General features: G+C 53.5%; 10 protein-coding genes. 9 read left to right on the top strand and 1 reads right to left on the bottom strand.

Annotated features, from left to right (window positions below; translation table 11 throughout):
* Positions 1–64 precede the first annotated feature (64 nt).
* From JOD55_RS04405 to JOD55_RS04445, 9 genes are all read left to right on the top strand, one after another.
* The gene (locus tag JOD55_RS04405) at positions 65–1,654 is read left to right on the top strand and encodes a mannitol dehydrogenase family protein (RefSeq protein ID WP_204398871.1); all 1,590 of its coding nucleotides are present in this window, start codon (positions 65–67) and stop codon (positions 1,652–1,654) included.
* Entirely contained in the window at positions 1,651–2,730 is a 1,080-nt protein-coding gene (locus tag JOD55_RS04410) for a mannonate dehydratase (protein WP_204398872.1), read from the top strand. The genes JOD55_RS04405 and JOD55_RS04410 overlap by 4 nt, the downstream gene beginning before the upstream one ends.
* A 29-nt stretch (positions 2,731–2,759) precedes the next feature.
* On the top strand, positions 2,760–3,401 hold the full coding sequence (locus tag JOD55_RS04415; RefSeq protein ID WP_204398873.1) for a bifunctional 4-hydroxy-2-oxoglutarate aldolase/2-dehydro-3-deoxy-phosphogluconate aldolase: 642 nt from the start codon (positions 2,760–2,762) through the stop codon (positions 3,399–3,401).
* Positions 3,398–4,501 (top strand): sugar kinase, encoded by a 1,104-nt coding sequence (locus tag JOD55_RS04420; RefSeq protein ID WP_204398874.1) that lies wholly within the window; start codon positions 3,398–3,400, stop codon positions 4,499–4,501. The genes JOD55_RS04415 and JOD55_RS04420 overlap by 4 nt, the downstream gene beginning before the upstream one ends.
* A 22-nt stretch (positions 4,502–4,523) precedes the next feature.
* A complete protein-coding gene (gene uxaC / locus JOD55_RS04425; protein WP_204399706.1) occupies positions 4,524–5,927 on the top strand; it encodes a glucuronate isomerase in 1,404 nt (467 codons plus the stop codon).
* 124 nt (positions 5,928–6,051) lie between these two features.
* Complete coding sequence (locus JOD55_RS04430; protein WP_204398875.1) at positions 6,052–7,650, top strand: cell division protein PerM; 1,599 nt, start codon at positions 6,052–6,054, stop codon at positions 7,648–7,650.
* 81 nt (positions 7,651–7,731) lie between these two features.
* Positions 7,732–9,360 carry a bifunctional phosphoribosylaminoimidazolecarboxamide formyltransferase/IMP cyclohydrolase gene (gene purH, locus JOD55_RS04435; protein ID WP_204398876.1) on the top strand — a complete coding sequence of 543 codons (1,629 nt, stop codon included), beginning with the start codon at positions 7,732–7,734 and terminating at the stop codon, positions 9,358–9,360.
* A gap of 60 nt (positions 9,361–9,420) precedes the next feature.
* The gene (locus JOD55_RS04440) at positions 9,421–9,669 is read left to right on the top strand and encodes a hypothetical protein (protein WP_204398877.1); all 249 of its coding nucleotides are present in this window, start codon (positions 9,421–9,423) and stop codon (positions 9,667–9,669) included.
* A complete protein-coding gene (locus tag JOD55_RS04445; protein WP_204398878.1) occupies positions 9,666–10,961 on the top strand; it encodes a CNNM domain-containing protein in 1,296 nt (431 codons plus the stop codon). Before JOD55_RS04440 ends, JOD55_RS04445 begins: the two co-directional genes overlap by 4 nt.
* Positions 10,962–11,261: 300 nt before the next feature.
* Here the strand turns inward: JOD55_RS04445 and JOD55_RS04450 are convergent, their stop codons facing one another.
* Positions 11,262–13,589: a 6-phosphofructokinase gene (locus tag JOD55_RS04450; RefSeq protein ID WP_204398879.1), complete on the bottom strand. Its 2,328-nt coding sequence runs from the start codon at positions 13,587–13,589 to the stop codon at positions 11,262–11,264.
* Positions 13,590–13,878: the final 289 nt, after the last annotated feature.

Below are 13,878 nucleotides of genomic sequence, written 5' to 3' on the forward strand. Positions count from 1 at the left end.
GTTTTCTAGAGGCGAGGGCGCAAGAAAATGCTCAATCTTCGAACCAATTCGTAATCGAGGAAAGATGCAACTCAATTTAGAAAATCTTGATTCCTTGGCACAGCTCGCACCCCAGTTCGATGTGGAGCAGATGCAAGCACAAGGTAAAGAAAATCCGCGGTGGATTCACATTGGTCCGGGAAATATTTTCCGCATTTTTATCGCGAGGATCGCACACGATCTCATTGCGGCTGGTCACGAGTGGCCAGTGACCGCCGTCATCCCAATGGATCCGGTGGAACTCGACGTGCAGCTCGCAAAACACGATCTTATGACCTTGGGCGTAACACTCAATCCGGACGGTGAACGCGATATCAAAGTTATCGCCGGCATGTGTGAGGGCTTAGCTACGCGTCGTCGTGAAGATTTTGAACGCTTAGTTGAGATCATTCGAAGCGAGTCTGTCTCACTGATGAGCTTTACTATTACCGAAAAAGGCTATGCCATTCACGATGCGCAAGGTCTGTTGCAAACTGCTGTGGAAGAAGAGATCGCTTCCGATCCATTCGGATACCATGCCCACACGATGGCTCTCGTGGCTGGATTGTTGTGGCATCGCTTTAATGCTGGTGGCGCGCCAATTACTTTGCTCTCGACCGATAACTTCTCCCATAACGGCGATAAGTTGCGCGAATCGGTTCTCACGATTGCGCGTGGGTGGGCACAAGCTGGCACAGTTCCAGAGCAATTCATCACCTGGCTTGGCGATGAAGCGAATGTTGCGTTCCCAATTTCAGTGATCGACAAGATCACTCCGCGTCCGAATGACTCGATCGCGGCTGAGCTGGCACAAATAGGATTCACTGATATGGCCGTGGAGACTCCCAACCGCGCACCATATGCCGGTTTTGTGAACGCCGAGCCTACCGAATACCTCATTATTGAGGACAAATTCGCTGGTGAACGCCCGCCTTTTGAAGATTTTGGTGTGAGTATCGTGGATCGAAAAGTCTGTGATGACTTTGAGAATATGAAAGTCACGACCTGCCTTAATCCATTGCACACAGCGCTTGCCGTAGCAGGGTGCCTGTTGCGATTCCCAACGATTGATTCGGAAATGCGCGATGAGGCTCTCGCGGCGCTCGTCAACCAGCTGGGCTGGAACGAAGGCCTGCCCGTCGTCGTCGATCCCGGTATTGTGAAACCGGAAGACTTCCTGCGCGAAGTGCTCGAGGTGCGCTTCCCGAACCGCTATCTACCAGACGATCCGGCGCGTATTGCGATGGACACCTCCCAGAAGATTCCGATCCGTTTTGGTGAGACGATCAAGAAGTACATCGAGCGCGGTATGGATTTGGATTCGCTGCACGCGATGCCACTAGTTTTCGCGTTATGGTGCCGTTATCTTATGGCAGTTGCAGACGACGGCGAAGAACTTACGCTTTCGCCAGATCCTTTGCTTGAGGAGTTGCAAGCGCATGTAGCACATATCCGCTTGGGCGAAGAAACTGACGTTCATGCAGCTCTTGAGCCTATTCTTTCCAATAAACAAATTTTCGGTGTCGATCTGTATGACACACCACTCGCAACTAAGGTGGAGAAGCTCTTCGCCGAACTAATTTCAGCCCCTGGCGCGGTGCGCGCTACGCTCGACAAGGAGATGAACACCAAATGAAAATGACATTCCGCTGGTACGGCGAAGGATACGATCCAATTCCGCTTCAGTACATCAAGCAGATTCCAGAAATGACCGGAATCATGGGTGTGCTATCTGGTAAGCAAGCAGGGGAAGTTTGGGAAGAAGCCGAAATCGGTGAGCTTATTGGTGGTGTGAACGAAGCTGGTCTCGAATGTGAAGTTATCGAGTCGGTGAATGTGCATGAGGACATTAAGCTTGGTCTGAGCACGCGCGATGAGTACATCGAAAACTACAATAAGAGCCTTGAGAATCTTGCGAAGTTTGGTGTGAAAGTTGTGGTTTACAACTTTATGCCGGTATTTGACTGGCTGCGCACCGAGCTTGCGCACGTCACTGACGATGGCTCGAATTGTCTTTACTACGATCACGCACAGATCGAGGGCATGACCCCGCGCGATATTGTGGAAATTACCGCAAAAGAATCAGGTGGACTCACGCTGCCGGGTTGGGAGCCTGAGCGTTTGGAACGCCTCGATGAAGTCATGCGTTTGTATGAAGACGTCGATCACAACAAGATGCGCGACAACTACCGTTACTTCCTAGAGGGCATTATCCCCACCGCTGAAAAAGTTGGCATCAAGATGGCCTGCCATCCTGACGACCCAGCTTGGGATCTTTTCGGCCTGCCACGTATTTATCGCAATCGCGATGATATGGACAAGATCGCGAAGCTTTACGATTCGCAGTACAACGGCTTCTGCATCTGTTCCGGTTCGCTCGGTTCGAACCCAGATAACGATGTGCCAGCTATTTTCCGTGAATTTGGTGAGCGTGGCTTGATGAACGCAGCGCATGTGCGCAACGTGAAGTACTTAGGGCCGAAGAAATTCCACGAGGCTCCGCACCCGTCGTCTACCGGCGATCTCGACATGTTCGCCATCATGGAAGCGATTTACGATACCAATCCGGATGTTTATATTCGCCCAGATCACGGCCGTATGATTTGGGGCGAGACTGGACGCCCCGGCTATCCGCTCTACGATCGCGCCCTCGGTGCGGTGTACTTGAACGGCTTGTGGGAATCAATTCACAAGATGAAGACTCGTAACTAGGAAATCTACGACTAGGAAAGAAGAAGGAAATGGCTATCCCATCTGCTCGTCCGTTCTTGGAAAAGAACCCGATTGTGCCAGTTGTGGTGCTGGATCGAGAAGAAGATGCGCTACCAACTGCAAAAGCGCTGGTGGCAGGCGGTATTACATCGGCTGAAGTCACCTTTCGTACGCCAGTAGCTGCGCAAGCAATTGCGCAGATGGCACAAGTGGAGGGAATCACGGTTGGCGCTGGAACTGTTGTAACTGCAGATCAGGCGAATCGTGCGATTGATGCCGGCGCACAATTCTTGGTTTCACCAGGCTTTTCTACTGAGGTAGCGAATGTAGCTAGTGAGCGCGAGGTTGCATTCTTGCCTGGCATCGCCAATCCAACCGATATTATGGCTGCTTTGGCATTTGACCTTGACGTAATGAAATTCTTCCCGGCGGTGCCGCTCGGGGGACTGCCGTTGGTCAAAGCAATGGCAGCGCCGTTCCCTCAGCTCAAATTCATGCCTACGGGCGGCATTGGTCCAGACAACATCCGTGAATGGCTCGCAATTGACGTGATTGCTTCAGTGGGTGGCTCTTGGATGGTGACTCGGCAGATGGTTGCCGAGGGGCAATTCGACGAGATCACGCGCCTTTCAGCTGAGGCGATGGAGATTGTTGGGCAGGTGCGGTCATGAGCGCTTTGCAACTTCGGCCAGCAAATGAGTGCCGCTACGACATCCTCTCTTTGGGCGAGGTAATGTTGCGCCTTGATCCAGGTGAAGGGCGTATTCGCACTGCTCGATCATTCAAAGCCTCCGAAGGTGGCGGTGAATACAATGTGGCACGCGGTATGCGACGCTGCTTCGGAAAGCGAGCCGGCGTCGTCACTGCCCTGGTAGCAGACGAGATCGGAAAGCTTGTTGAAGATTGTATTCTTCAAGGCGGCGTCGATACGTCGTTCATCAAGTGGGTGGAATCCGACGGCGTTGGGCGCACCGTGCGCAATGGTTTGAACTTCACCGAGCGCGGCTTTGGCCTGCGTGGAGCGGTAGGGAACAACGATCGCGGCAACACCGCCGTCTCCCAAATGAATGCCGACGACGTGGACTGGGAGCACCTATTTGGTGAGCTCGGCGTGCGTTGGTTCCACACGGGTGGAATTTTTACGGCACTGTCTGAAAGCGCTGCTGAGGTGGCCAAGCAGGCGATGGCGACCGCGAAGAAATACGGCACGATCGTCTCCTACGATCTCAATTATCGTCCGTCGCTATGGAAGTCTATTGGCGGTCAGGAAAAATGCCAAGAAGTAAACCGTGAGCTGGCACAATACGTCGATGTGATGATCGGTAACGAAGAAGACTTCACGGCTTCGCTCGGATTCCACGTTGAAGGCGCAAACGAGAATCTTGACAATCTCGAAGTTGAGTCATTCAAAAAGATGATTGAAATGGCCGCAGCCGCTTACCCGAATTTCCAGGTGGTGGCGACGACGATGCGTCAGGTTCGCACCGCTACCGTCAACGATTGGGGTGCGATAGCCTGGGAGCGCGAGCAAGGATTTGCTCAGGCTACGCAGCGCGACGGTTTGGAAATCCTCGATCGCGTGGGCGGAGGAGATTCTTTCGCTTCAGGATTGATCTATGGCTTGATGGAGTTTGGAGACGTCGCCAAAGCGGTGGAATATGGTGCTGCGCATGGTGCCCTTGCCATGACGACACCGGGGGATACGTCGATGGCTTCACTGGCAGAAGTTGAGCGACTTGTGGGCGGCGGTAGCGCTCGCGTGCAGCGATAAGAGTGGGAGAAATATCGTGAAAATGCCACTGGTGTTGGATGACGATCGGCTTTTTCCGGTTGAGCCTAATGCGCGGGCGATTGCGCGTGACCTTTACGAGAGTGTTGCGCATGAGCCGATTATTTCGCCCCACGGGCATGTTGATCCGCGGCTTTTGCTTGATAACAAGCCATTTTCTGATGCTGCGAACCTCTTCTTGACTTATGATCATTATGTGTTTCGGCTGCTCAACTCGGCCGGAGTTGATTTGCATGAGTTGGGAGTGGGGAAGTCGGATCCGGTAGATCCGCGCGCTGCTTGGCGGATTTTCTGCCGGCATTGGCGGCTTTTTGACGGTACTTCTTCGGGGTATTGGCTCACGCACGAACTCGTGACGCTGTTTGGGATCGACTGCGAACCCAGTGAAGAGACAGCGGACGAGATTTTTGACGCGATTCAGGAGAAATTGGCTCAGCCCGAGTTCCGCCCGCGTGCATTATTCGATTCGTTCCCGATTTCTTTTTTGGCGACGACGGATGACCCGCTTGACTCTCTGGAATACCATGCGGTGCTTGCGAACGATCCGAGTTTCTCGGGTCGAGTGGTGCCCACGTGGCGTCCAGACGCATATGTGAATGCGCGTAAACCGGAGTTTATATCGCGAGTGGAAGCTCTCACGGCATCGGTAAATGCGCCGGTAGATAGCTTGGCTGGCTACCTCGAGGCATTGCGTGCTTCCCGCGCTCGCTTTATCGAACACGGAGCTGTCTCTGCCGATTTTGGTGTTGCACATCCGCTCACGGTTGATCTTGATGATGCAGAACTTGAGACGCTGTATCGGAAAGCCGTGATCGGCAGTTTGACCGCTGAGGAAGCTGATGCTTTCGAGGGTGCGATGCTGTTGCGCTTTGCTGGTATGAGCGTCGATGACGGTTTGGTTATGACGATTCACCCCGGTGTGCTGCGTAATCATCACGAGCAATCTTTTGAGAGCTTTGGAGCGGACACCGGCCACGATATTCCAGTGGCAACAGAGTTCACCAAGGCACTCCGCCCTATGCTCAACAAATATGGGAGTAATCGCGATTTGCACGTGGTGCTCTTTACGCTCGATGAGACGGTGTATTCGCGTGAAATCGCTCCGCTTGCTGGTTTTTATCCCAGCGTATTTATTGGGGCGCCGTGGTGGTTTATCGATGCGCCGGATGCTATTGCGCGATTCCGAGCTGCTACAACGGAAACAGCCGGGTTCTCTCGTGCATCTGGGTTCATTGATGACACTCGTGCTTTCCTATCTATCCCGGCGCGCCATGATATGTCGCGCCGAGTGGATTCGGCATTCTTGGCGCGTTATGTGGCCCAAGGGCGCATCTCCTTGGCGGCTGCGCAGCACTGGATTAAGCACCTGACTGTTGACCAGCCAAAAAAAGTTTTCAAAATCGACTAACAAGCTTCGGGCGGCTAATAGGCGCTCATCTGATGCTTGGTTGAACTGTGCTGGCGGCGTATTGAGAGCAACACGCCGCCAGCACTTCTTCGTAAAAATGCGCATTTGCGAAACTATTGAAGTGATGCAAGAAAAAACAATTGACCTCAGATCTGTATTTCCAGTGTTTCGCGCGGTGAATCAGCCACTTGTATTCACTTGGCTTGGCGCAATGCTGTGTGCTGTCTTTTTCTACGCAATCACAGCGTCGTCGCCATTACTTGGCAATATTGCCTGGAGCGATGCTGCGCGTTTTGGCACTCAGTGGTGGCTCACGTCATTTGGCGCGCAGCTGGAGGTAGGGCAGGGCACGCTCTCGCTTATTCCGAGCCTCTATACAGCATTGATTGTATTTTCTGCATATTTTGCGCTGCGCAGGATTGGCATTTTTGCATGGGCTGATGTGGCTTTTTCTGCCGTTTTTGCTGCGGTCACTATTGCGATCATTGGTCTTGCCTCCGCTGCTCAAGGCTCATGGTGGATTGCTATTATCGGCGCTGCTTTGAGTTTTGCTGTGGTGGCAATATGGGCTGGTCGTGAAGAGTTGCTCATGAATTTGCCATGGTGGCCGTATCTGACGCGAGCTTGGCCAATTTTGCGCGTCCTGCTCCTAGCTACCTGTTTAGCAGCGTTAATAGTATTTCTTATCGGTTTCGTAGCTGGAATCAGCAATGTGCGCCAAATTAACGACTCCTATTTCCAAAATGCAATTGGTACAGCAAGTATGGTGTTGGTGCAGCTCATGTACTTGCCAACGTATCTTTTGTGGGCGCTTGCTTGGGTGTTCGGTGCTGGTTTTTCGATAGGGGCTGATACGAGTTTTGCCATCATGGGTAATACGCTCGGGCCATTGCCGGCTATTCCAGTTTTTGGTGCACTGCCTAGTTATGGAACTGGTTTTGCGTGGTTAATCGCCCTGCCTATCCTTGGATATTGCCTGCTTGGCGCGGTGTGTATGCGCGTTGGTTGGCTCAATAAGCAATCTCTGGCTCCGGCAGTTACTGACACTTCTTCCGTTTGTACGTCTGAGCTTTCGTCAGACGACGGCGTTCCAGCAGCGCAAAATCCGAAGCGAGTTCCGTTTGGATTTTTCGCGAGTGACCGTGGAAATTTGCTTGTTAATGCCCTCATTGCCGGCAGTATATTCGTATTCTTGTGCTCGTTGTCTGCATTGATAGCCTCGGGAAGCCTCGGGCCAGGCCGGATGGCAGTGATTGGCTCTCGACCTGCTCTCGTTGCTGCATATGCGCTGCTGGTGGGAGTGCTGCCGTTTGTTTTCGCAGCAATGCTTGCGCATCCAGATACGATCAAGGAGCTGCAGTCATTAGCAAAGGCGAGCCGGCGTAGTCCGAGTTCCGCTGCGAAAAAAGAAACGAACTCGTCGTCCATAGCGCCTGTAACGGATGTGCAACCTGCAACAGAATCTGAAACGGATTCGCCGGCTGTAGCACCCCCGACAGAAACGCAGCCAGCAACAGTGCCTACAACAAGTGCGCCCGTAACAAACGCTCCCACAACAGGCACGCCGGCAACCGACATGCTTGCGCGGGATATCGAACAGGAAACCGTGCAGGAAACCAAGCAGAAGCTCACAGCGTCCCACTCCGCCCCGTCGTCTCAAAATTCGGAAGAAAAAAGCGCAAATGCTGATACAAAACCTGAGAAGTTCAGCGAGAACTCATAATTGCTCCTAAACTGGGAGAGGCGAGAAGCGTCAAAACGCCTGCAGCCGTCACAAAACCCCAGCAAACGAGGAGTAAGGTTTATGAAAATCCCATTCAAACGCGCAATTCTTTCGGTTTACTACAAAGATGGGATTATCGACCTCGCAAAAGCTCTCGTTGAATCAGGATGCGAAATTATTTCTACCGGCTCAACAGCTGCGACGATCCGCGCTGCGGGCCTGCCCGTAACTTCGGTCAGTGATATTACTAAGTTCCCAGAGTGCTTTGACGGACGCGTGAAAACGCTCCATCCCCTGATTCATGGTGGGATCCTCGCCAATCGCGAGCTAAAAACCCACCAAGATCAGCTTGTTGAGCTGGGCATTCAGCCTATCGATTTGGTCGTCGTCAATCTTTATCCTTTCCAAGAAACAGTTGCTTCGGGCGCCGCGATCCCAGAGTGCGTGGAACAGATCGATATCGGCGGCCCAACCATGATTCGTGCCGCTGCAAAAAACCACGCCTCAGTGGCGGTGATCGTCGATCCATCGCGCTACCAAGATGCCATCGACGCAGCTCATGACGGAGGCTTCGACGCCGCAGCCCGCCGTTGTCTGGCAGCTGAAGCTTTCGCACACACCGCGCAATACGACGCTGCGGTGGCACAATGGACGTCCCAAACCCTCATTGGCGCGCACGTGCCTGAGTACCGCGGAGGCGCTTGGCTCAAGCAGGCTGATCTGCGCTACGGTGAAAATCCACATCAGCAGGCGGCGCTTTATGTGCGTGCTGGCTCGGCTACGGGTCTTGCCCATGCAACGCAGCTTGGCGGGAAAGAGATGTCGTACAACAACTATCAAGACGTCGATGCAGCCATCCGAGCAGCTTACGACCATAGCGAGCCTGCGGTGGCCGTGGTCAAGCACGCCAACCCATGTGGAGTTGCCATCGCCGATCGCATTGAGCTTGCCTATGAACGTGCCCACGCCTGCGATCCGCAATCCGCCTACGGGGGCGTTATTGCAGCTAACCGCGAAGTGAACCTCGCGATGGCACAGCAAGTTAAACCGATCTTCACTGAAGTTATCGCCGCTCCTAGCTATGAGCCAGCCGCCTTAGAGCTTCTGCAAACGAAGAAGAATCTGCGCATTTTAGTGGTTGAGCCGGAGCAGGCGACTACTGAAACTAAAGAAATCTCAGGTGGTCTCCTCGTGCAAGAGCGCGACACGCTCAACGCTGCAGGTGACGACCCGCAAAACTGGACGCTCGTCGCAGGAGAGCCGGCCGATTCAGCCACGATGCGTGATCTTGAATTCGCTTGGCGCGCGATTCGTTCTGTTCGCTCGAATGCTATCTTGCTTGCCAACGACGGCGCTACAGTCGGTATTGGAATGGGGCAGGTCAACCGAGTCGATTCGTGCCGACTCTCGGTAGAGCGCGCCAATACGCTCGGGATAAGTGTTGCGAGCGACGTTGAAACTGCCGGTGGCGCTGCTGCCGATCACGACGCCGCTGGTCAGGCTGGCGGCACTCCGGAACGCGCGCGTGGTTCAGTGGCTGCTTCGGATGCGTTCTTCCCGTTTGCCGATGGTTTCCAAGTTCTTGCCGACGCCGGTGTGCGTGCGGTTGTGCAGCCAGGAGGCTCAATTCGTGATGACGAAGTGATCGAGGCCGCCAAAGCGGCTGGCGTCACAATGTATTTCACTGGAGCTCGGCACTTCGCACACTGAGCTGTAAACCGATAAAGTGGAGTTGTGAAAGGCTTACCCCCGGTTGGTTATTATATAGCGATGCTTGGAACGCTCGTGCTGGTGCTCGTCGTTGGCATGACGTTTGGCGTGCGTGCTGCGGCGTTGACGCTGTCTGGTGCACTGGTGATCTTGGCAGGCGTGCGCTGGAGTCGTTTTCGCCATCTTGTGCCACGGATTCGCTCAACGTCGATTGACGTCATCACTTTGTGCGTCCTTGCAACCGCGTTGGCATATTTTGGCATGTGGGGCGATACGCCTAATATTGTTCAAAATTCGGGGGTCATGTGAGTCCGCTGCTTACGAATATTCTTTTTGTTCTCCTCTTCACGCTGATCGGCGCTTTCTTTGCCGCTTCTGAAATGGCGCTGGTTTCGCTGCGTGATACACAGATTGAATCGATGGCTTTCCGCTCGCGGTCAGGAAAAAAGATTCAAGAGCTCACCGCAGATTCGAATCGGTTTTTGTCGGCAGTGCAAGTCGGCGTGACTCTCGCGGGCTTCTTTTCGGCGTCGTTCGGTGCTGCGGAGATCGCTCCGTTAATGGTGCCTTGGCTCGAGAACTACATGGGATCGAGCGCTGCTATCAACACGGCTTTTATTGTGACCACAGTGTTTATTTCGTATCTGTCGATCGTTTTTGGTGAGTTGGTTCCAAAGCGTTTGGCGATGCAGAGCGCAGAGACGTTCGCGCTGGTAGTGGCATATCCTTTAAGCATTATTACTGCTTTACTGCGGCCAGTGATCTGGTTTTTGGGACTTTCCACGAATATCGTTTTGCGCATTTTGGGGCGTGATCCAAACGAGAAACGTGAGGAGATGGACGCCGAGGAGCTGCGCACTTACGTTGCTGGCTACGAGGCGATTCCGGAAACTGAGCGCTCGATGGTTGTTGATTTGCTCTCGGTGGGAACGCGTTCCGTTGAAGAAGTGATGACGCCGCGCACCGAAGTTGATTTTCTCGATGCGAGTACGCCATTGACTGAGGTTCGCGCCAAGGTCAACGAATTGGAGCATTCGCGTTATCCGGTGCGAGACAATTCCAACGACGACGAAGTGATCGGCTTTATCCATATCCGCGATCTCATCGCTCCTGATCCGAAGCTTAAAACTGTGCGTGATATTGTGCGACCAGTGATTTTCTTCCCCGAGGGAAAGCCAGTGCTTGCTGCGCTAACTGAAATGCGGAACCAGAACGCGCATTTGGCGATCATCGTTGACGAGTACGGTGGCACGGACGGGCTGGTGACCATTGAGGACGTGGTGGAAGAGTTCGTGGGAGAGATCCAAGACGAATACGATGCCGACGCTCCCGCAATGGTTGAAATAACCGCTGGTGGGGAAGTCTCTGGTCTGTTGGGACGTGCGGAAGTAAGTAAATACATCAATCTCGAATTGCCAGATGGTCCTTTTGACACTCTAGGTGGCTTTATCGTCAATGAGCTGGGAAGAATGCCAGAAGTGGGCGATCAAGTGGAGCTTGATGGCGTGCGGTTCACGGTTCGTGCGATGGATCAACGCCGAATTGATCGAGTTTATGCCGAAATTATTAAGGACGATCCTGCCACACAAGCAGAATCCTAAATGATCGCGTAACGGCAGGTGGAGGGGCAAGCTAGAAACTAGCTTGCCCCTCCACCTATGAGTGCATCGCCGAATGCATATTGAGGTCTTGCCGCGGTGTGGTCGCCGAGTTTTGGTGTGGATTTTGCATGATCTCGATATATGTGGAGATGTTTGCGAAATCGCCCCAAAAGGTGAGGATTCAAGGCCGGATTGTGTGTTTGGGTTGGTGCGTCGGGGTTGTACTCCCGGGGTAAAGGACGGTTTAAGGGCCAGAGCACAAAGCTCTGGCCCTTAAACCCGATTGCTTGCCGTGAATTGTTAATCTTCAATCACGAGTGGCAGCGTGCCGATTTTCTTCTCAAAATGTTGATCGGCTACCACATAAAGCACATCTTTAAGATCGTGCCACCACGCGTCGTACGGGAGACGAGTTTCCATATCGATAAGGTCGCTCATATGCGAGATCGGGAACTCGTCGATCACTCCGTCATGCTGGCCAACGTGGATAGCACCGTCTTTGCCCTGTTCAAACTGCTTGTACAATACGTCAATAGCTTTGTGCATCATGCGCACAGCGAGAGTTCGATCAAACGGAGTGGGGTTACCACCTTGTTGCATATGGCCAAGAATAGAGGAGCGCACGTCAAAGAGTCCGCCGCCCTCTTCTTCGAAAATGCGGGAAATGAAATCAGTGGTGTAATACTCCGAAGCGTCCTCATTGCGAATTACCAGGTAGAGATTGCGTCCGCCCTTAAAAGCGTTAATCATTCGCGCCGTATCTTCGGCAAGCTGTGGCAACGTAATTCCGGTTTCGGAAAGATAGACCTGCTCAGCTCCGGTGGTGATAGCACTCATCAAGGCTAGGTAACCGCAACGCCGACCCATCGTTTCAGCAACAAAGCAACGTTGCGATGCTGAGGCCGACTGCTTAATTCGGTCAAGCACCTGCGCATTGTTGTTTAAGGCAGTATCGGCACCGATTGCAAGCTCAGAACCAGGGAGATTATTGTCGATGCTGGCTGGAACGCAGATGATCGGAATACGGAAAGCTGGGTAGCGGTCACGTTCGCGTACCATCTCGTAAGCTGCTTTGTAACCTTTGAATCCACCGATGATAATCAGTGCATCAATTTGTGCATTCTCGATCCCGCGTGAGAGCTGGTAAAACTGATCCACAGACGGAATCGTGCGTCGGGTGCCAAGTTCTGCACCGCCGTCTTCGACCCACCCTTCAACGTCTCCCCAGTTGAGCTCGCGCACTTTGCTCTCAAGCAGACCGAGCATACCGCCGTCGACTCCCAGCATAGTAAAACCTCGGTCAAGTCCGAGCTTGACGGCAGCACGAGCAGCAGCATTCATGCCTGGTGCGAGGCCTCCCGCGTGCACGATGGCGACGCGCGGTGAGGTGGGAAGCGAGTATTTCGGTGTCGGAACGGGCGAAGAGATCGTTTCGAAAATATCGATCATCTCGCGGTAGCCTTTTCCGCGCGACGAGATGGCCGCATCCCAGTTACCTGCAGCTAGATAGTCTTTGACGGCACGCGTGTTCTGGATCGTCTCCATCATTGGCAGGCGCACGAGTCGGTTGCGTCGCGTTCCAATGATGACAGGTTCGTTTGAGTCGGTAGCATGGATGACGTCGTGTGCTGCAGTATAGCCGAGCAGGGTTGGCATCCAGCGGTCGTAGGCCGACGGCGTTCCGCCACGTTGCACATGGCCAAGGGAGGTGACGCGCGCGTCCTCGCCGAGTTTTTGTTCCAGAATTTCTTTAACCATGGTGGCGGTGATCGGATTCCCGGCGCGGTCTGTTGCACCCTCGGCCACAATCACCATCGAGTCGCGGCGGCCATGAGCACGCCCGATACGCAATTTCTCGCACATCGCATCCTCCCAGCCGTCGGCTGGTGGAAGCTCAGGAACAAACACGTAATCGCAGCCACCGGCGATGGCGCTCATTAAGGCGAGGTAACCACAGCGGCGTCCCATCACTTCAATCACAAAGGTGCGCTGATGCGAAGCGGCCGTCGAGGAAAGCGCATCGAGAGCTTCGACGATCCGGTGAAGTGCTGAATCAGCGCCCACGGTCATATCGGTGCCTACGAGGTCGTTGTCGATTGACCCCACGACGCCAGCGATGTGTAGTTTTTGATGTTTCGCAGCCAGATCGGAAGAAATTGCTCCTTCAGCTGCGAGTTCGTTAATGAGTTCTGGCCAAAGCTCGCGCAGTTCATCAGCGCCGGAGAGCGTGCCGTCACCGCCAATGATGACCAAACGGTCAATCCCATGCTCGACCAGATTTTTCACGGCCTGCTTGATGCCGGCTCGTTCCCGGAATTCGGCGCAGCGGGCAGTGCCAATATGGGTGCCACCAGCAGCGAGGATTCCAGAAACGTCATTCCACGTCATTTCTTGGATAAGATCTTCGCCGAATACCGCTCCTTTCCATCCCTCGCGAATGGCAAACGGAATTGCTCCTTCATGAAGAGCGGTGCGCACAACGGCGCGCACAACTGCATTCATTCCTTGAGCGTCGCCACCAGACGTGAGCACTCCGATTCGCACCGCCTCTGTTCGAGTTTGTGACTCAGTGGTGGTGGCATTAAATGGAAAATCAGAATGCTGCACAGAATGATCAACTTCGCTCATCTGCCTGCTCCTCTTCTTGTGCGTTCTTGTACGGTTTCTTGTGCGGTAGTACTTACGCGGTAATGAATACGCGACGGTGTGAAGCCGCCGGTTACAGCGCCGTTGGCACACACCCCACAATATGATACGTGATTTAGATCAAATTAATCTGATCTCCTCAGTGTAAATCCCTAAAAATTGGAAAGCGTGCAGTAGCTGTGAACGATGTGTTCGCCGGGACGTTGGAATGGTTAAGCGGCAATAGTGGCGGGTAACATATTTTGTGCGGCTACAACCCATTGAAATATCT

It is taken from the genome of Arcanobacterium pluranimalium, from assembly GCF_016907845.1.
Classification (GTDB): domain Bacteria; phylum Actinomycetota; class Actinomycetes; order Actinomycetales; family Actinomycetaceae; genus Arcanobacterium_A; species Arcanobacterium_A pluranimalium.